The 20,187-nt window shown below is 58.6% G+C and carries 15 protein-coding genes; 11 read left to right on the top strand and 4 right to left on the bottom strand.

Going from position 1 to position 20,187, the window contains the following annotated elements:
- Positions 1-26: 26 nt before the first annotated feature.
- The 4 genes from GF108_RS19145 to GF108_RS19130 all read left to right on the top strand — a co-directional run bounded on the left by GF108_RS19145 (position 27) and on the right by GF108_RS19130 (position 5,856).
- The gene (locus GF108_RS19145) at positions 27-1,088 is read left to right on the top strand and encodes a siderophore-interacting protein (RefSeq protein WP_153669951.1); all 1,062 of its coding nucleotides are present in this window, start codon (positions 27-29) and stop codon (positions 1,086-1,088) included.
- 9 nt (positions 1,089-1,097) lie between these two features.
- Positions 1,098-1,982 (top strand): AraC family transcriptional regulator, encoded by an 885-nt coding sequence (locus GF108_RS19140; RefSeq protein ID WP_153669949.1) that lies wholly within the window; start codon positions 1,098-1,100, stop codon positions 1,980-1,982.
- A 134-nt stretch (positions 1,983-2,116) separates the two neighbouring features.
- Positions 2,117-4,264, top strand: a complete 2,148-nt coding sequence (locus GF108_RS19135; protein WP_153669947.1) for a TonB-dependent siderophore receptor — start codon at positions 2,117-2,119, stop codon at positions 4,262-4,264.
- A 146-nt stretch (positions 4,265-4,410) separates the two neighbouring features.
- Positions 4,411-5,856, top strand: coding sequence for an amidohydrolase family protein (locus GF108_RS19130; protein WP_153669945.1), 1,446 nt, complete (start codon positions 4,411-4,413; stop codon positions 5,854-5,856).
- 5 nt (positions 5,857-5,861) lie between these two features.
- Here the strand turns inward: GF108_RS19130 and GF108_RS19125 are convergent, their stop codons facing one another.
- The 3 genes from GF108_RS19125 to GF108_RS19115 form a co-directional block, all read right to left on the bottom strand.
- Positions 5,862-6,911 (bottom strand): AI-2E family transporter, encoded by a 1,050-nt coding sequence (locus tag GF108_RS19125; protein WP_246664029.1) that lies wholly within the window; start codon positions 6,909-6,911, stop codon positions 5,862-5,864.
- A gap of 149 nt (positions 6,912-7,060) precedes the next feature.
- Entirely contained in the window at positions 7,061-7,552 is a 492-nt protein-coding gene (locus tag GF108_RS19120; protein ID WP_027232239.1) for a DUF1269 domain-containing protein, read from the bottom strand.
- 150 nt (positions 7,553-7,702) lie between these two features.
- Entirely contained in the window at positions 7,703-9,379 is a 1,677-nt protein-coding gene (locus tag GF108_RS19115; protein WP_246664028.1) for an alpha/beta-hydrolase family protein, read from the bottom strand.
- Positions 9,380-9,591: 212 nt separating this feature from the next.
- On the opposite strand from GF108_RS19115, the gene GF108_RS19110 reads away from it, so the two are divergent.
- Entirely contained in the window at positions 9,592-9,903 is a 312-nt protein-coding gene (locus GF108_RS19110; protein ID WP_153669943.1) for a hypothetical protein, read from the top strand.
- 21 nt (positions 9,904-9,924) lie between these two features.
- On the opposite strand, the gene gltS is transcribed toward GF108_RS19110, so the two are convergent.
- Complete coding sequence (gltS, locus tag GF108_RS19105) at positions 9,925-11,118, bottom strand: sodium/glutamate symporter (RefSeq protein ID WP_153669941.1); 1,194 nt, start codon at positions 11,116-11,118, stop codon at positions 9,925-9,927.
- Positions 11,119-11,337: 219 nt separating this feature from the next.
- On the opposite strand from gltS, the gene GF108_RS19100 reads away from it, so the two are divergent.
- From GF108_RS19100 to GF108_RS19075, 6 genes are all read left to right on the top strand, one after another.
- The gene (locus GF108_RS19100; RefSeq protein WP_172982678.1) at positions 11,338-13,263 is read left to right on the top strand and encodes an adenylate/guanylate cyclase domain-containing protein; all 1,926 of its coding nucleotides are present in this window, start codon (positions 11,338-11,340) and stop codon (positions 13,261-13,263) included.
- A 254-nt stretch (positions 13,264-13,517) separates the two neighbouring features.
- Positions 13,518-14,795 carry a plasmid partitioning protein RepA gene (gene repA / locus GF108_RS19095; protein ID WP_246664060.1) on the top strand — a complete coding sequence of 426 codons (1,278 nt, stop codon included), beginning with the start codon at positions 13,518-13,520 and terminating at the stop codon, positions 14,793-14,795.
- A 7-nt stretch (positions 14,796-14,802) separates the two neighbouring features.
- Positions 14,803-15,867 (top strand): plasmid partitioning protein RepB, encoded by a 1,065-nt coding sequence (gene repB / locus GF108_RS19090; RefSeq protein ID WP_370462232.1) that lies wholly within the window; start codon positions 14,803-14,805, stop codon positions 15,865-15,867.
- 205 nt (positions 15,868-16,072) lie between these two features.
- Positions 16,073-17,389 (top strand): plasmid replication protein RepC, encoded by a 1,317-nt coding sequence (gene repC / locus GF108_RS19085; RefSeq protein WP_153669935.1) that lies wholly within the window; start codon positions 16,073-16,075, stop codon positions 17,387-17,389.
- A gap of 258 nt (positions 17,390-17,647) precedes the next feature.
- Positions 17,648-19,438, top strand: a complete 1,791-nt coding sequence (locus GF108_RS19080) for a HAMP domain-containing protein (protein WP_153669933.1) — start codon at positions 17,648-17,650, stop codon at positions 19,436-19,438.
- Positions 19,366-20,154 (top strand): EAL domain-containing protein, encoded by a 789-nt coding sequence (locus GF108_RS19075; protein ID WP_153669931.1) that lies wholly within the window; start codon positions 19,366-19,368, stop codon positions 20,152-20,154. Before GF108_RS19080 ends, GF108_RS19075 begins: the two co-directional genes overlap by 73 nt.
- Positions 20,155-20,187 lie beyond the last annotated feature (33 nt).

Raw genomic sequence — 20,187 nt, 5'->3', positions numbered from 1 at the left:
GCGGGATTGCCTTTGCCGAGGTCAATATGCCAGACACAATTTTGCGCGCATCTGCGCGGATCGCCCTCACCAATCCAGCACTGCATCTCAACAAGCTGCTTGATCACTTTTCAGAGCATGGGGATGTCACACGGCGTCGTGAAGGCGGCACCATCGGTCTGACGTATGGCAAGGCTGACCTTGCGGCCGACGGGGACAGCCTGTCCTTGACAGCCGAAGGCGAGGACGAGACCGGACTTGCCTATATGAAATATGCGCTTGCCAACCACGTGCTGGAATTTGCCCGCGCGGAAAGGCCACGTATTGTCTGGGAGGGTGACGGGGCCGTGGGAAGCGTGCCGCCATTCTTCCGCGAAATGCGCGTGGTCGAAAGCCGCAATGTCTCGCCGAGGATGCGCAGGGTGACGCTGCGGGGCAACAACCTTGCGCGGTTCCAATATGGCGGGCTGCATGTGCACCTGCTGTTTCCGCCAAACGGCGTGGCGCAACCACGATGGCCGGTGATGGGCGAAGACGGCCGCCCGGAATGGCCCGAAGGAGGCGACAAACTCGTCTCGCGCGTCTACACCATTCGCAAGATTGATGCCGCCAGGGGCGAGGTTGATATCGATATCGTCATCCACGATGGAACGCCCGGTTCGCAATGGGCCCTCAATGCCATGCCCGGCGACCTTGTCGGCATGACAGGGCCGGGCGGCGGCGATGTCGAGGTAGCGGACTGGTATCTTCTTGCCGGCGATGAGACGGCCCTTCCTGCGATGGGCCGCATACTCGAGCGTCTGCCTGCAACTGCAAAGGTCGTGGTGCGGATTGAAGTCGAGGACGAGGCAGATGAGCAGAACCTTACCGCGGCCTGCGATCTCGATCTTGTCTGGCTGCATCGTTCCGGCGCGGCCGCCGGAACAACAGATCTGCTTCCCGAAGCAGTGGCTAAGGTGGTGTTTCCAACGCATGTGCGGGTCTTTGTCTGGGCCGGCTGCGAATTTTCGGCCTTCAAATCCATTCGCAATCACGTGCGCAAGGAACGCAAGTTGACGCGGGAGGAGCATCTCGTCGTCTCTTACTGGCGACGTGGGCACGAAGGGTAGCGCGAAACGATGACGTTTCATCCAAGGATGACGAGCAAAGTCGAAGGCGTCACGGTTCTTGGCGAGCTGAAGTGGCGGGCCTGGACCGGTGTCGTTGCCGATGTCTGGTCAGTCAAATGCGAGCCTGGCGCCGAGGGCGAGTATATATCCGAGGATCCGCGTTTGTTCGTAACCCTCGACAAGGCAGGCTCCGGGACCTTCAGTGTCGGTCTTGGTCCGGCCTCGCATGGGACGCCTGGCGACATCGCCGTCTATCCAATGAGCTACATACCTGCGGGCCTTCCGGTTTGGGGTCGCGGCGAAGGCGTGGAATATCTGCGCCACCTCGATTTGCATTTCGATTTCGCCGTCCTGTCGCATCGGTTTCCGGAGGCGAGAAAATGCGGAACGCTCGGCGCTCCCCGCCTCATGTTCTTCGATGACCGCATCGCGAGCCTCGCCAGACTGATTGCCGAGGAATGCCTGAACGAACAGCCGTTGCACGACCTTTATGGCGATGGGCTGACCACAGCCCTCGTCGTCCAGCTTTTTGGCATCGCGCAAGAGCAGAAACGTCAACGCAGCCAGCTCTCGCCGCGCCAGTTGCGATCCGTGACCGGCTATATCGAAGATAATTGCCTGCGCAATATTCGCCTCGAGGAACTTGCTGGCCTTGCTGGCCTGTCGCAATCCTATTTCAGCCATGCCTTCAAGGCCTCCACCGGTGTCGCGCCACACCAGTGGCAGATGAAGGCACGGATGCGCCGGGTACAGGCGCTGTTAAGACAGCCCGGTTCATCATTGCCGGCCATTGCCTCCGCCACCGGCTTCTCCGATCAGGCGCACCTCACTCGCATGTTCAAGAAGATCGTTGGAATCACCCCCGCCGCCTGGCTGCGCGATCTCTGCAAATAGCTTCCCATCGGCAAGTTCGGACCAAAACCGTTCAAAAGGCGACAGAAACTTTCAATCCAATTCTTAAAAGTTGATATATATACTCAACTTATGATTGTTGCGGTCGGTTGGCCGTCTATGTCGAAGAGGGTAGAATGCGTGGGGTTTATCGGTCGGCAACCTTTGCCTTGAGCGGCGGGGTTGCGTTGCTCGTTTGTTTCGGATCGCTTGGAGCGAGGGCGCAGAGCACGACCTCCAACATCGAGCTCAATCCGATCGTCATAGACCAGAGCGACGGATCGGCCACCGGACCGGTACAGGGTTTCGTTCCCAAACGCACGACAACCGGCTCCAAGACGAATACGCCGATCGAAGCAATTCCCCAGGCGGTCTCGGTCGTTGGCCGCGAGCAGATGGATGATCAGGGCGCGACGAAGATCGACGAGGCGCTGCGCTTTACGAGCGGCGTCTTAACCCAGCCTTTCGGTTCCGACAGCGATACCAACTGGTTCTATATCCGTGGCTTCGACGCTACCCAGAAGGGTACATTTCTCGATGGCCTTCAGAACTTCGGCTACGGCTTTGGTGGCTTCTTCATCGATTCATGGGGCATCGAGCGCGTCGAAGTCCTCAAGGGACCAGCCTCGGTCCTTTATGGCGGCAGCAATCCGGGCGGTATCGTCAACTTTATCAGCAAGCGGCCGACTGGCGAACGCCTCCGCTATGTCGAAACCGGGATTGACAGCTTCGGCACGGGTTATCTTGGCTTCGACATTGGCGACAAGGCTTCCGACGTCGTCGATTACCGCATCAATGGCAAGATTCAGGGCGGCGACGGCTATACCGATCTCTCACAGGAGTTTCTTGGCGTGATATCGCCTAGTCTCACGTGGAAACCGGACGAGTCGACCAAATTTACCGTGCTCGCCAACTACACCCACCTTGATGAGACCCATGGCGGCGGCAGCTTCCTGCCGTACTATGGAACGGTGCTCGACGCGCCGTTCGGCAAGATCAAGCGCGATGCCAATTTCACCGAGCCGGGGGTCGACGACTACAATCGCGAACAGGCCGCTATCGGCTACGAATTGGAACACACGTTCGACAATGATTGGACGGTGCGCCAGAACCTTCGCTATGGTTACGGCGACGTCCGCGAACATTCGCTCTATCCGTTCGGATATGTGCCGTTCTCGGAACAGCCGGTCGGCGACAACTACGATTTGTCACGGATCAACTTCCTTCACGACACGACGGTCAACACCTTCATCGTCGACAATCAACTCGAGGGGACGGTGAACACCGGTCCCATCGAACACACGTTGCTCTTCGGCGCAGAATATAAATACTTCAACATCGACCAGATCCAGGCGACGGGTGGTGCGACGCCAATCAGCGCCGTCGATCCGGTTTATGGCGCGCCGCTGGGTCCGATGTTCACGCCCTATATCGACCAGGTTTTGAAGCGTAATCAGATCGGCATTTACGCACAGGATCAACTGCGTTTTGGCGATGGCTGGCTCGTTACCCTCAACGGCCGCTACGACTACGTGAAGACCGAAGCGACCGGCACGCCATCCTATGACGGCAATGACGGCAGCACGAGCGGGCGCGCCGGCATTGCCTATGAGTTCGAAAACGGTCTTTCACCCTATGCCAGCGTCTCGACCTTCTTCAGCCCGGAGATCGGCGTCGATGCCAATCTCGATTTCCTGAAGCCAGAGACCGGCCGTCAATATGAGGTCGGTGTCAAATACCGACCGACCATGTTCGATGGTCTGATCACGGCGGCGCTCTTTGATCTGACCAAGGAGAATGTCCTGACCGGTCCTTTCCTGGCGCAATACCAGGTCGGCGAGGTCAATTCGCGCGGCTTTGAAATCGAGGCGCAGGCAAATATCACCGAGGCCTGGAGGCTGACCGCGGCATTTACTGCGCTCGACATGGAAGTGAAGGACGATGCGGATGCAGCCTTGATCGGCAAGCGCCCCTACCTCATCCCCGAGATACAGGGCTCGCTCTTTGCGCAATACACATTCCAGACCGGGGTGCTCGAAGGTGTCGCGGTCGGCGGTGGCGTGCGCTATGTCGGCTCGAGCTATGCGGACGCCATGAATACATTGAAGGTTCCGGACGCGACCCTCGTCGACCTCAAAGTTGGTTACAAGAAGGACAATTGGGGCGTTGATCTCAACGTTACCAACCTCTTCGACAAGGATTATGTGTCGGGTTGCCAGGGGCTGCTTGTCTGTTCCTATGGCGAAGGCCGCAAGGCCCTGCTCAAGGCGCATCTGACCTGGTAGCGGTTATGGCCGGCGATGAGCAGTGCTGCAAGCTGCTGTAATGCCCATCATTTATTCGGCCGCACGTGCCGATTTCTTCCATGCATTGGCTCGGGCTAGCTGGTATAAGATGACCTCAACCTGAAGTAGTGCAAAGGGGCATCGCAATGCGTCTTGGTGAGAAGTACCAGCACCTCGTCAACGGCGCCGGTTGCGCCTGCCTGTCCCCGGAATTGCAGCAGGTATGCCGCCGCCTGGAAGATCTGACACGCCGCGGATTCTTGACTGGTGTCGCCGCGACAATTGCCGCCGCCGCAACGCCGCGCGGGGCATTCGCCCAGGCCGCCGCACAGCCCGCAAAAGTCCTCTTCCGGCAGTTGAAGCTGTTCGACGGCAAGTCCGACACCGCGCGAACCGGTGTTCAGGTCCTGGTTGAGGGCAACAGGATATCCGCAATCGACACTGGCAATAGCCCGCCGCCCTCAGATGCGACTGTCATCGATTGCGGCGACCGTTTGCTGATGCCGGGCCTGATCGATGCCCACTGGCACACGCTCTTTGCGGCCGTCCCAGTCGGCATTGCAACGACCGGCGACCCAGGTGCAATTTTCACGGCATCGACAGCCGAAGCCGAGCGCACCCTGATGCGCGGCTTCACCACAGTGCGCGACGTCGGCGGACCGGTATTCACGTTCAAGCAGGCGATCGACAACGGCGTCATACCCGGCCCCCGCATCTTCCCGTCGGGAGCGATGATCACGACGTCCGGCGGGCATGGCGATCTGCGTATGCTTTCGGAAATTCCGCGCAACCCGGCTCAGCTTAGCATGATCGAACAAACCGGCGGCGCCATGATCGCCGATAGCGCCGACGAAGTGCGCATGCGCGTCCGCGAGCAGATGCTGCAGGGTGCGTCGCAGATCAAGCTTGTAGGGGGCGGGGGTGTTTCATCGCCGCGCAGTCCGCTCGACATGTCGACATTCAGTGAGGATGATCTGCGCGCCGGCGTTTCGGTGGCGCGCGACTGGAACACGTATGTGACGGTCCATGCCTATGCGCCGAATACGGTACAGCGGGCTATCAATGCCGGGGCGGCCTGCATCGAGCACGCCCATCTCATGGATGAGGAGACGGCGCGCCTGATGGCCGACAAGGGCGTCTGGCTCAGCATCCAGCCGTTCCTCTCGGTAGAGGATTCAGTGCCGCTGACGGGGCCGAGTTTCGACCGGCTGCAGCAGGTCTTCGCCGGTACGCTCACTGCCTATGAACTTGCGAAAAAGCACAGCATCAAGACTGCGTGGGGATCCGACATGTTGTTCTCACCGCAGATGACGGCAAGGCAGGGCACCATGCTCACGCATCTCAGCCGCTGGTACACAAACGCCGAGATTTTGCGCATGGCGACATCGACCAATGCCGAGCTTCTTGCACTTTCCAACCTGCGCAATCCCTATCCTGGCAAGCTTGGCGTGGTGGAGGAGGGCGCGTTCGCCGATATGCTGGTGGTCGATGGCAATCCCCTCGACAACATCAATCTCATGAACGAGCCGGAGAAGTATCTCGCCGTCATTATGAAGGATGGCAGGATTCACAAAAACACCCTGAGCGGATAGCCGCGTCAGGTCGCAGCTCTGTCCGCATCGTCGTCGGAAGGCTTTGCCGACAACAATACCGCAATCCATCTCGCCCCGGGGGACTGTTCACAATAGATGATGAACGCGATCAAGATCGGTACGCCAATGAAAGCGCCCGGCACGCCCCACATGAAGCTCCAGAAGAACACCGAGAAAATCACGGCAAAGGGCGAGATCGCCAGGGACGTGCCGATCAATAACGGCTCGAGATAGCTGCCTATCAGGAACTGGATGAGGTTCAGCCCGACGAATACCGCCACAGCCATCTGCCACGAATCGAATTGACCTATGGCAAAGAGGGTCGGCAGGAAGGTTGCCACGAACGGCCCGAGGAATGGGATATAGTTCAGCGTAAAGGCGATAGCGCCCCAGGCTGCAGCAAGTTCGAGACCTGCGATCAATGCGAAGGCCCAGACGATCAAACCAGTCAGGACACTGGCAAAGGTGCGCACAAGCATGAAACGGCGCAGCTTCTTCGAGATTTCGCGGTTGGCGTGAAGCATCCTCATGCCCTGTGGCTGGACGGCAGGAGAGCGCAGCCGCTTGCCGAAAGCCTCGATCTCCAAAAGGCCGAGCATCACGAAAACAAAGACAAGCAACGCAAATCCGGCAAAACTGTTGAGCCGGCCGGCAAGCCCCTGCGTAAAGCCGACGAGCCACGTCACATCGAAACGATCGGCAAGAGGTCCCGCGATGGCAATGCCATGTCCCTCCAGCCAGTCGGTCCAGTGCACGTAGACATCCTGGAACCTGCGGGCATTGACGAACAGCCATTGGCCGAGCTTGCTGAAGCCCCAGGTGACGGACGAGCCGACAGCGATGATGATGAAGATCGTTGCCGATACCGTCACAAGCAGCGCAAGCAGTTGCGGAATCCAGCGCTGCAACTTGATCTGCAGCGGGCCGACGAGCGCAATGACGAACAGGGAAAAGACCAGCGGGACAAAGATGGATTGGCCAAAGCGCAGGAGCGCGAGTACCAGGATTCCGGTAGCAAGGTAGCCGATCATCGGTTTGGCATTCTGGACTGTCATGTCTTCGTCAACCCGACCCTTGCCCGGCCCACCCATTGATTTCTTTTCTTAAAAGTCAGCATTAATACCCGTCAGCGGCGCCCCACGCGCCGCTGACTGCGGCCGGAGAAGCGAGGGGAAACCTGACGGTTGTCACCCGCATCAAACAGTCACGACGATGCCTTCTGCAAAGCGTCACGCAGGACCTGTTCCTTGCTCTCGTCGAGTGAGGTCTTGAGAACAACACCGCCAAAGTGCGAAATGTCCTTGAGGACCTTGTCAGCCGTCATCGACTGAACCAGCACGAACAAGGCGGCGTTACCGGGCTGGATGCTTGCCGCGAGATCCTTCATGAAGTTGTCGTTGATGCCGACATCCGTCAATGCTCCGCCGAGCGCACCTGATGCCGCGCCCACGGCTGCACCGATGAGCGGATTGAGGAAGAGGACCCCAATGAGCAGACCCCAGAAGCTGCCCGACACGGCACCGGCCGCGGTCGTGCTGACCATCTGGTTCAGCTTGACCTTGCCGGCGTCGGTCTTGGTGGCGATTACCGCATCGCCGAGCGTAATGAGATATTCCTTCTGGAGCTCGAGAAGACGATTGCGCACTTCCTCGGCTTTTTCTTCGGTGGGATAGACGATCACAATCAGATCAGACATGTTGCCTCCAAATTTCACAAAGTTATGAACGCCGTAGCGCACTGGAAAAACTATATCTTGCTCGGCGCGCGCAAGAGATTAGCAATAAATCCCAAGGCCATGCATCGCGTTTCTTTTTCCATCGACACGTCACCGCATTTGCCCGATTGATCAATCACTTGCTGGCGGATTATCAGCGCTGCGCGACCGTTTGATGAAAAATGTCCTCAGCCGAGTAAGATCTTCAGGCGTCACACCCTGCGGATCGGTCACCGCCATCCAGCCGTCGATATAGTGTTCAGGGGCATAGACGTGGCCATATCCCATGGGGGAGGTCGTCGCGATAGCCATGTCGAACAGCAGTTGCAGCATGGTCACGCCCGGAATCCAGCGCAGGCTCGGTGAGACATCCGGACCACGCGGGTTTTGCATCCATGCGGGTTCGCGGTAGAGCGCGTGGAAATCGAAGAAGGTCACCGGGTCGCTGGCATATTGCAGATAGACGATGCGAAGCGGGCCCCAGACGGCGTCCGGAATATTCAGTGCATTGTCCTGGTTGGTAAACCGGATGACAGATCCGTCACGGAACCGCGGCAGCCATGCCGGCGAGCCGGGAATCCGATCCGCCGTGACTGAGTTCCAGATGCGGCTCTGAAAGGGCGGTCCACTCCACAGGGCGCCCTGAAACGGGTCGCCAATAATATCGTAGAGATGGGCCGAAAGTTCGGAGTTCATGGCGCCGAGGCTGAGGCCATAAAGATAGAGTTTCGGCCTGTGGTCACGCGGCAGCGTCGTCCAGTAGCGATAGACTTCGCGAAACAGCGCCTGCCCAGCCTCGGCTCCGTAGCCCGGTTCAACGAGTAGCGACAACCAACTGCTGAGGTAGGAGTACTGCATGGCGACGCTGGCTATATCGCCGTGGTGAAGATATTCGACTGTATCGATGCCCTCGGGATCGACCCACCCCGTTCCCGTCGGAACGATGACGAGCAAGGCCGATCGTTCGAAGCCGCCCTCCCGCTTGAGTTCCTCGAGGGCAAGACGCGCCCGCTCATCGACGGTTTCCGCAGCGTTCAGCCCGACATAGACCCTAACGGGGTCAAGTGCTTTTGCGTTGAAAAAACTGCCGATCTCGGCACCCGTGGGTCCCGTCGCAATGAAGGCGCGCCCTTGCCGTCCGAGATTCTGCCAGTCGAGAAGCGAGCCGGGGCCCCCGGGTTTGTTCGGATCCGCCGGAGGCGCCGAACCGTCATCGATGCGGGCGTCGAGCTCACGAAAGGACGTATCGACCATGCGCAGGACGCCCTTGAACAAGATGCCCTGTGCCACTGACCAGAAGAGGATAACCGCGAGCACGCCGCCAACCAGGTTTGAAATGCGACGCGGTACCAGCCGGTTCAGCCAGCGGGAAAACAGGCGGAATGTTTGCCGGAAGAGGCGCGCCAGCATGATCACAACGAGGAATATAACGAAGGCGATGATGGCAAGTTCGATCGGCTCGACGCTCTCGACCGGCCCGAGCCCCATGAGCCCGCGCACCGTGTTTTGCCATCCCGCGGCCTTCCACAGGAAAACGCCTGCGGTGCCGATGCAGACAATGATCGCGATCCAGTTGGCGGCGCGCTGAACGCGGGCACGGGGCACCGGGATTTCCAGATAACGCCAGAGCCAGACGCACGCGACGCCGACACCGTATCCGAGCGCAGCGCAAAACCCCGAGAGCGCCCCCTGGACGAGATAAGAGCGCGGCATGAGGCTGGGCGTCAGCGACGCCGCAAAGAACAGGATGCCAACCAGAAGACCAATCGCGGAAAACGACTTCGCCAATACTGCCAGGTAAGCTTTCAAACCGGTTTTCCCCCGACCGACTTCGCCGACTCGTTATCTCGTTGAATAGTGGTAGCAATTCCGTTTGCTGTCACGCTGATATTAACCACCCGATCGCTCATCGCGCCAATTCCAAAGCAATTGTTTTGCTTTTCGACGCTTCTGGTCCCAAAGTTGTCCGGCCGGCATCAGTGCCGCTGATTGCCTCGAATACCGCTTATCCGGAGTTCATCATGCGCCAATCTTTCGTCTCGCTTGCCGTGGCCTGCGGCATACTGCTTTCGCCCGTTGCGCTGTCAAGCGAGGCGAGTGCCACCACCGTCTCCGTCACCATTGGTACGAGCGTCAGCAATGGTCGTGGAATTTCCTGCAGCGAAGGAGAACGGCGGCTCCGCAGCCGCGGTTTTCGCGATGTCCGGCGCATCGATTGCCGTGACCGCTTTTTTGTCTATCGCGCCTGGCGCGGCAGCAACCGTTTCGAGGTCGCGCTGAGGCAACGCGATGGCCGCATCGTCGACATGCGCCGCATCAGCAGCAGGCGTTGATCGGTTCATCGCACCGCCCTGTCAATTGACGAAGAGGCCGATCGCGAAGGCGTTCGCTATATCGATGAAAAATGCCGACACGAGCGGCAGGATGATGAAGGCCATGGGCGCAGCGCCGTGGAGCTTGGTAATGGCGGTCATGTTGGCGATGGCAGTCGGCGTCGCCCCAAGGCTTATGCCGCTGAAGCCTCCGGCAATCACCGCGGCATCATAATTGCCGCCCATGAGAGGGAAGACTGCAAAGAGGATATAGGCGATCGCCGCGATCGTCTGGAGAGCCAGCACCAGAAGCAGCGAAGGACCAAGCCCGCCCAGCGTCCATAGTTGCATGCTCATGAGCGACATTGCGAGGAAGATGCTGAGCGAGAGGTCGGAGACGAGCGCCAGCGCGCGCGTTCGCGTCGGCCAGAACAGGTTCGGCATGATCCGCGGCACGATATTGGTCAAGACGATTGCTGACAGAAGGCAGGCGACGAAGAGTGGCAGACGAAACCCAAGATCCTCCAGGAGTTCGTCAACTGCGTAACCAATAAGGACGGCGACGTTAAGGACGAGGATCGTACGCAGCAGCGTGATATGATTGAGATCGTCTTCCGGGGCCGTGTTCGGCAACCCGATCGACGGGGCAGCGTCCGGGCCTTTCAGCCCATACCGCGCGATCAGAAGACCGGCGACAGGACCACCGATGAGGCTCGCAATGACAAGACCGAGTGTCGCTGCCGCCACACCGATTTCCATCGCATTTGTGAGCCCGAAACGCTCAACGAGAATGGGCGCCCAAGCGATGGTCGTGCCGTGTCCGCCAATCAGCGAAGCTGAACCGATGAGAACGGTAATGCCTTCAGGCAAGCCCAGCGCGGCTGCGCTTCCAGCCGCAATGAGATTTTGGATGACGAGATAGACAAGCGTCAAGCCGAGCAGGATAAGGAGCGGCTTGCCGCCTGCAATCAAGTCGGCAAGGCGTGCGTTGAGACCGATACCGGTAAAAAAGTAGAGGAGCAGAAGGTCTCTTGCCGCCAGATCAAACGAAATCGCAATACCCAGAACGCGGTAGGCAAGAAGCGTCACCAGTGCCGCGAGCAGACCACCGGTCACGGCTTCGGGGATGTTCCATCGGCGCAATGCCGCGATGCGGCCATTGAGACCGGCGCCGATAAAGAAAACGACAATTGCTATTGTCAGACTGACAAAACCTGGGAACTCGATATTTTGCATGGAGGATCGGACCTCATCCGGAGTTGAGCCTTTGGCGCACCTGCACGGTACCATGTTGCCAGTCTCCGAAATCCTCAGCAAATGCATGTTGCACCGATAAGTTGCAGAAACGGGGCTGTTGCTTCTATCATAGGTCATTCGCGAACATCGTGGTCGTGCCAGAATATGAAATCGTCTTCTCGATCGTTTTGGACACGGCCCCTTCGAGTCCATCTCGGAGTGATCATCGTACTGCTGCTTATCGGCGTGTCAGCGCCGTTGCTGTGGCTCGGGTTCGACCGGGCACGGCAGGCTGCTCTTGCTGCGATCGACGAGCAGATGGCCTCGCTTTCCGAACGTATCGTTGACCATTATCGGGTGCTGTTCTCCGATAAACTGGCTTTTGTAGGCCTTGTTGGCGTCCTCGACTCATTTCGTGCGCCGCCCCCCGACCAGCTTGCAGAAAAGATCGAATTCTTAGCTGAAGCTGCGCTTCTTGCACCGGATCTTGATAGTTTGCAGGTTGGCTATCCCGACGGATCGTTCATTCGAGCCTTCAACTTCCACAAGGACGAGCAGTCGCGGGCGAACTTGAAGCCCCCGGAAAACGCAACAATTGCCATTCAGATCATCGCTCCCGGCAGTGGTGGCCACCCCATGTCGACCTGGCGCTTCCTCGATGAGAAGCGCCGCGTTCTTGAGATCCGCGACCCGGTGATCGCGGACTACGATCCGCGCCAGCGCCCTTGGTACAAAGCGGCAATCTCCGCTGACGGCAATGTGGTGAGCCCAATCTATGCTATGCCGCTGACCGGCAATCAGGTGAAGACCTTTGCCGTTAGCCACGCATCGGATCCGAGCGTCGTCGTCGCCGCCAATATCCGGCTTGGCAGCATCGCCGATTTCCTGGCCGACGAACGCATATCGCCGCGCTCGACCGCTTATGTTTTCGATACGGACGGCAAGCTCATTGTTCATTCCGACATCAGGATAATGAATCGCCTTCTGGCGAGCGCCGAGGGCGGCGCCGTTCCGGATGTTTCTGCGCTTGCAACGCTCGACCCCCTGCTCCCAACGTTGATGCAGACGATTGGAAGCGGGAAAAGAAAGGGTGCGACCACATTCAGCGCGGGTAACGAGACCTATGTGATGCTCTTCGTTCCCGTCGATTTCACCTCTGTCTTGAAAGGCAGCACGATCGTGGTGGCGGCGCCACAGTCCGATTTCACCACTGAAACCAACGTGCTCTTGCGTCGGGGATTGCTGACGGCGCTGGCCGTTCTGGCCATCGGCCTTGCCATGGCCATCCTCGTCTCGCGGATGATCAGTGCCTCGCTGACCAAACTCACTGGCCAGGCCCTGCGGTTGAAGGATCTGGATTTTGCTCCCGTCAAACCGATCCGCTCTCGAATCTCCGAAATCGGGTCCCTCGCCTCGGCGCTCGCCTCAGCTCGCGCTGCAATTGCCACTTTCGGCCTCTACGTCCCGAAGGAACTTGTCCGCCGCGTCGTTGAGTCGGATCTGCTAGGCGACCGGAGCGCCACGCGCCAGGTGGTGACGGTGCTGTTCACCGACATACGCGACTTCACCACCCTTTCCGAGAGTAACGAACCGGAAATGGTGGTGGCGCTCCTGTCCGATTATTTCGACCTCATAAGCCGGGGCGTGCGCGAGAGCCACGGGACCATCATCCAGTTTCTCGGCGATTCGGTCTACGCCATGTGGAACGCGCCCGTCGCCGATGAGGATCACGCGGCTAACGCCTGCCGCTGCGCCTTGCGATTGAAAGCCGACCTTGATGTGTTCAATTCTCGCCAACGCGAAGCCGGCTCCCCGGAGTTCGTCACGCGTTTCGGTATCCATACTGGCGCTGCGGTTGTTGGTAACGTCGGTGCGGAGGACCGGCTGCAATACACCGGCATGGGCGACACAGTAAACGTCGCATCGCGGCTCGAGGGCCTCAACAAGGAGTTCGGTACGCTGATCCTGGTGAGCAGCCATACTGTAGAAGCCTGCGCCGACCGATTTGCCTTCCGGTCACTCGGCGCCCGGGCGGTCAAAGGGCGCAAGGGTGCGCTCGACGTGTTCGAACTCATGGGGCTGCGCACTGAAGATCGTCCGGCAGGCTTGGATCAGGGGTCCGAGACACGGTCCGCACCAAAGTAGCTTCACGCTGCCGAAATGGTTAATTTGCGTTAACTATAAAGTTCTTGACGCGACTCGGTTCTTTCCCCAGTTTGGTTACGGTTTTTAGGGGTATCCAGTTAGTTTAACGTTAGAAGAATGTGGCGGTGTTAGTGCCGCAAAGCAGCGTTAAATTGTTGTCCGGCGTTACCCCTTTGGTTTTTCTATCGAATCGGCGCATGGTTTTCCTGCATCGAGGCGATTTGGTTTAGACGATGCAGGATAAATACGTGAACATGATGAACGCGGTACAGACAGGAACACAGGATAGCGCGCAACCGGCGGGCGCTGCAGCTTTGTCTGCTACCCTCTCCGCCGACCGGGCGATTGCCGCCGATGCCGAAATGCTGTCGGCGCAGCTGCAGGCCATGCGCAATCGTTTGTTTCCGCCGACGGCGCAAAAGACCTTACGCAAATTCACCAGTGGCGAGGCTGCAAGGCTGATCGGCGTGTCGGACGGCTATCTGCGCCAGCTCTCGCTTGCCGGGGAGGGCCCACAGCCCGAAACCGGCAGCGGCGGGCGCAGGCTTTATTCCCTCGCCGAGATCAACGCATTACGGCGTCACCTCGCCGAGGCCGGCGGCGCCAAGGCGAAAACCTACCTGCCGCATCGCGACCCGAAGGCGGGCGAGCATATGCAGGTGATTGCCGTCACCAACTTCAAGGGTGGGTCCGGCAAGACAACGACCAGCGCTCACCTTGCCCAGTACCTGGCAATGTCCGGTTTGCGCGTGCTTGCGGTCGATCTCGATCCGCAAGCGTCGATGTCCGCATTGTTTGGCTATCAGCCCGAACTTGACCTGACCGGAAATGACACGCTCTACGGCGCGATCCGCTACGATGGCGACCGCCGCCATTTGCGGGACATTATCTGCAAGACCTATTTTGACGGCCTCGATCTCGTACCGGGCAATCTTGAACTCCAGGAATTCGAGCACACGACCCCGCAAATGCTGGCCGATCGCCAACACGGAACGCACCAGAGCGTCGAACAGCAACTGTTTTTCGCCCGGGTTCAGGCGGCATTGGACACGGTCTCCGATGAATACGATGTCGTCGTTATCGACTGCCCGCCTCAGTTGGGGTTCCTGACGCTCTCGGCGCTGTGTGCCGCGACCTCGGTTCTGGTTACGGTGCATCCGCAAATGCTGGATGTTGCGTCGATGAGCCAGTTCCTCTTCATGACGGCGGATCTTCTCGCAGTTGTCCGCGAAGCGGGCGGTGAATTGAACTTCGATTTCATGCGTTATCTGATCACCCGCTTTGAGCCGAACGATGCACCACAACAGCAGATTGCAGGCTTCCTGCGCTCGCTTTTCGGCGACCGGGTGCTGACGTCGTCCGTGGTGAAGTCGACCGCGTTCTCCGATGCGGGCCTGACCAAGCAAACGCTGTACGAAGTGTCGCGCGACAGCTTTACCCGCGCCACCTACGACCGAGCGATTGAGTCGCTGACATCCGTCAATGCCGAGATTGAGGGCCTGATCGCCAAGGCCTGGAACAGGCCAGGGTGAGGGGGCGGTGATGGACAAGAACCGCAGGGACCAGTTGAAAGCCTTGTTCGGGACGGTTGAAACGGTGCCGCAACCCGAAGCAAAGCCGGCAGAAGCTCCGGCGTCACAGTCGCCCGGCAACGTCGAACCGCTGAAGCCGCGCGCGGCATCTGGCGCCGTGAAAGCCATGGGACTTTCGCTCGGAGGGATTTCGCGCGAACTGGAGGATGCCCGCCGCATCAGGGATAGTTTTGAAGGCAGCGAACGCATCGTCGAACTCGATCCTGCCCTGGTTGAAAGTTCCTTCATCGAGGATCGCCTCAGCAGCGATTCGCCACTCGATGAAAGCTTCGAAGAACTCGTCGAAAGCATTCGCTCGAACGGACAGCAGGTACCAATTCTTGTGCGGCCGCATCCTGACAAGCACGGAGTGTACCAGACGGCCTATGGACATCGGCGTCTGCGCGCTGCAGCGCGGATTGCCAAACCGGTGCAGGCGATCATTCGCGATCTTACCGACGTGCAACTCGTCCTCGCGCAGGGCAAGGAAAACACCGAACGGCGCGACCTGTCTTTCATCGAACGCGCATTTTTTGCCAGCAACCTGGTGGAACGTGGCTTCGAGCGCGGTCTTGTGCAAGACGCGCTGTCTATCGACAAGGCTGAAATGACCCGCTTCCTCCAGGTTGCTGCGGCTGTTCCGGCCCCGATCGTTCGTGCAATCGGGCCCGCACCGAAAATCGGCCGCCCGCGTTGGGTAAGGTTTTCCGAACTGCTGCGGCCGGAAGAAGCGCGCAAGGCGGCACTTGCCGAAATTGCCACGCCGGTCTTCAAGGGTGCGGATAGCAACGGACGGTTCAACCGGCTGTTCGAACTGCTGTTGAAGCAGGAAAAGCCTGTCGTGCTTCCCGTTGCGACGGCTCAGTCGATACCACAATCCGGCAGGAACACTGCCGCGGTCGCTCGTCTTCAGACAGACAACGGCAAGAAGACATTATCCTTTGCCGAGCACGCGCCCGAGGGCTTTGCCGAGTTTGTGGTCAGCGAGCTCGATGCGCTCTTGAACAAGTTCAAACAACAGAAGCGGGGCTGATACCCGCCACAGATCTTTGCGTAAGCGTAAAATCCGAGAGAAAACGAGAGAAGGAACAACGGCAAGAAAAAAGGCCCCCAGAACGTCACCGCCCCGGAAGCCCTCTTCAATGTAGCAATTCGAGAGAATCACTTCCGCCTAGACTTGTCAAGAGTCGGACGCGTTCCGGCAACACCTTTCCCTTGCCTCAATTTGAGGTAAAGACATGACTGACCGTTTCGCGACCACGCCGTTTGGCGGGCGATCGCTGTCGTATGCCATGCTCGCCGCGCAGGAAAAGACTGCGCGAGCCCGCGAAAGAATGGCAGATGCGACAGCGGATCATCCAGAAAAATGGCCGTTGTTGCGCTCGCTCACGGAAGCGCGCGCAGCCTTTTTTCTGTCCGACCGAGCCATTGCGGTTTTGGAAGCCCTGCTTAGCTTCCATCCCGAGACGGTGCTCGACGGCAGCGCGCCCTTGATCGTATTTCCATCCAATGCCGAACTGTCGATGCGCACGCGCGGCATGGCGCCGGCAACAATCCGCAGACATCTGGCGTCCCTGGTTGAGGCCGGCCTGATCATTCGCCGCGACAGCCCGAATGGCAAGCGCTATGCCCGGCGGGGAGACACGGGCGAGATAGAACACGCATTCGGCTTTGACATCTCGCCGCTGGCCTTACGCCATGCCGAAATTGAAGCCCACGCGGCTGACGCACGCAACCTTGCGCGGGCCATCCACCGCATACGCAGCGAGATTACAATTCACCTGCGCGACATATCGAAGACGGTAGAGGCTGGATTGAGCGAGGGCCGGCCGGGAGACTGGACGCAATATGCTGAGGAGCTTGCTGCCCTGTCAGGGCGGGTAGGGCGCAATTTGCCGCTGGAGACCCTCGAGCGGCGGCGTGACGCGCTGACTGCGTTACGTGTGCGTGTGGAGAAAAGCTACCTGGCTTCACTCTCAGATGAAGAAATGAGCGCCAGTGACTCCTCTTTTGAGCGCCACATTCAGAATTCAAATATAGATCACCAATTTGAGAAAAGCCCAGAAAAAGGGCTGAAGCAATCCGCGGCACCGCAAGCGGAGACCGTGAGCAGTGGCAAAACGGCGGCATTAATGAAGATGCGCAAGCAGCTTAATGCCGCGCGGGGCAACCGGAACCACCCGCAGCCGGATGGTCGCAAATCAATGAGTGAGACCGGCACAGCGCAGGTGCCGCTCACCGCCGTGTTGAGTGCCTGTCCGCAGATAGGCGACTACGCCCGCGCTGGAATTGCCGACTGGCGCGATCTGGTGCAGGCGGCCGGCGTCGTCCGGTCGATGCTTGGTGTTTCGCCTAATGCCTGGGACCGGGCGAAGGCGACTATGGGTGAGGTGAATGCCGCCATTACCGTCGCCGCAATCCTCGAACGCGTTGGCGACATCCGGTCGCCTGGCGGATATTTGCGAGCGCTGACCGAGCGCGCGGAAGACGGCTTGTACTCCGTCGTTCCCATAATCAAGGCGCTGGGGGGAAGTGCGCCGGCGAGGCTGGAATGATGCGGAGGCGTTGGTTGCCGCGGGCGCGTTCCTGGCTGGACAATTCAATCTTGCAATTAGGCGTTGCAAGGAATAGGCATATGCTTCTCGGGCAAACCACCATGCAAGTGAAATCGTGGTGCGGCCCGGGAACGAATACTAGGATAGCTATTTATCTGCATGATATTTCGATAGCGAGCGGGCGGTCAGCATTTTCTGTAGAAGTTTGGCCCGTATTTTTATTTTATCGATTTTTTCGTGCGTTTTAGGATCGGTTCCATGAATATTGCGGACGCGGATGCGCAAGATCCTCATAATCCACGACAGGCAAGGGGCCCTGGCATCCCGCTCATTGCGCTCGTTGGTCTTCCCCTCGTGCTCCTTCTATTCCTGGTCTTCCTCGGGATAGGCTGGGTCGTTCAAACCGAGCGGACCAACCAGAGCCGCATCTATTCAGAGCGCACAGCGGAAATATTGGCTGGAGATATTGCCGGACAGTTAGGCCAGCTCATTTCGCCGACGAGCGACTATGTGGAGGCCCTGCGCGCCGAGATCAAATCCGCATCGTGCCGAACTGCCGATTGTGTCTTCGCGATCGTGAAGAAACATGCGGCGGCTCCAGATACGATCCCACCCGAAGCTGCCTATGTGGCCTTTGGCGGGGAGAGCGGACAATTCTTCGGGATCTTCAAGATCAATGCACATGACGACAAGCTGCTCGGGCGTGCGCAGACAGATGCGAATGATCCGACCCAACTGGATCTCATCAGTCCAACGAATACTGTGACTGTGAAGCCTTATATTCTTCACGACCGGGGCTGGTACCAGGGCGGCAGCATCAGGCAGGAACCAATCTGGAGCGCCCCGTTTAAATATGTGGCACCCGGAAATGCGACGGAGATGCTGGGCGCTTGGGCAATGTCGCGGATCGTCAGGGTGGATGACCCCGACGGTAAGCTGCTCGGTGTCATTACGGCGGATGTGGATCTTCGGCCCATCGGTGCATTCCTTCAACAAATGACCGGCAAGGCCTTTGCCAATCTTTCGATTCATACACGATCCGGGGAGTTCATCGTTTTCAGGGACGGCCAGCTTCAGGTCATATCCGATGATTCCAGCGCTGCGAAGATCGAGGACGGGCTGATCTCGAAGGAAGTGCCGTTGCCGATGAGCGATCTGAACGGTTGGAGCCTGACGCTCACGCTGGGGCCGGAACTATCGAAGCCGGCGCTTTGGGGACCGAGTACACCGCTCCTCCTGATGGTCGGACTGCTCGCCAGCCTCGCTGTTGCTGCCTACACAGCTTCATACGTCGCCAATCCTGTGAAGCGGTTGTCCCGTGCGGTCGTCGAGGTGAGCAATCTCAAACTGGACACGCCGGTGAATGTCGAAACCAATGTAACGGAGATCGCTGCGCTCGCGGGAGCGGTAGAGCGTATGCGCGCGGCGCTTCTTCGCAACCAGAATCGCCTTGAATTCCTCGCCTATCACGATCCTGCAACGGGCCTGCTCAACCGCGCCGGATTGAGCAATGAATACTCGGGAATGATTGCGCGCTCCGGTCAAATCGAACTGGTTCTCATCAAGATCCCGAACTACACTCATATCGGCGGCGTTTTTGGCGGCACCGCTCTTGCGAACATCATTGCTCGAAACGTTGCTCGCATAAGGAACGAGTACCCTGACAGCATCGTCGGCAACGTAAGTGAACACGAGACCGCTTCCTTGCTTGCACCGCCTCCGGGCTTGATCATCTCCAGCTCGACAATCTTCTCAAATCATTGCGTGAGCCCTACGAACAGGCGGGCATACGTTGCGCGGTTGAGATCGTTGCTTCAGTCAGCATCAAGCAGAGCGAGCAAACCGACTTTGACCTATTGCTGCGGCGTGCCAACGGCGCACTTCACTACGCGGAGAAAACGCAAAGCGAAGGCGCAATCTGGTACAACCCGGCATTGCTTCATGATCTCGAAGAGGAACTCGAGGCAACCGGGAACGTGGCACTTGCCATCATGGGCGGCGAGTTCTCGGTTGAATTCCAGCCGATCGCCGAACTCAAAACGAGGTTAATCGATTCCGTTCAGGTTTTCGGTGTTTGGAATCATCCGCAACTTGGTGCGATCAGGCAGAAGGAGTTTTTCTCGATTTTTGAAAAGAACGGCTCCATCCGCGATGTCGGGCTTTACATCATCGGCGAGGCGTTCAAATTCCTGCGGACATTCAAGACGCTTCATCCGCAAGCGCCCATGGTCGTTTGTATAAATCTCTCGCAGGTTCAGCTTTTTGATCCGCTCTTTGTCGAACGCGTAACGGAGCTGCAGCGGGAGTGGGATGTTGACGGTGCGGACGTCATGTTTGTCATCGTCCGCAAAGCTTCGAACCTTGAGGACGCACAGATCGTGCGCACCCTGGACAAGCTGCAAGCACTCGGTTTCCGCCTTGCGGTCGATTATTTTGGCTTGGACAATGCCAGCCTTGCGGCGATGACAGCTGTAAATTCCGAATGTCTGATAGCCGGTCCATCATTGCATCGAAATATTGACCGGCCCGGACGGGAGCGCACGCTTCTCCGGGCGATCTGCAGACTCGCCGCCGACCTTGGCATGTATACCGCCGCCGTTGGTGTCAATAATGCAGCCGATATTGAGCCGCTCATTGAATGCGGCTGCACCTACGGCATGGGGCCGCTATTCGGACGCGCGGTTTCTGCTGAGGCATTCCTAGATAATTTCGTGAAGAAAGCCGTGGAACTCAGGCAGCATATGGGACACGGCAGCCATTCGTAGCGTCCTGGCCTCAATCGATGCTGTCCAGTCCGA

The sequence above is a fragment of the Phyllobacterium sp. SYP-B3895 genome (assembly GCF_009647635.1).
Classification (GTDB): Bacteria; Pseudomonadota; Alphaproteobacteria; order Rhizobiales; family Rhizobiaceae; genus Phyllobacterium; species Phyllobacterium pellucidum.
This window is presented reverse-complemented; position numbering and strand designations above follow the sequence as displayed.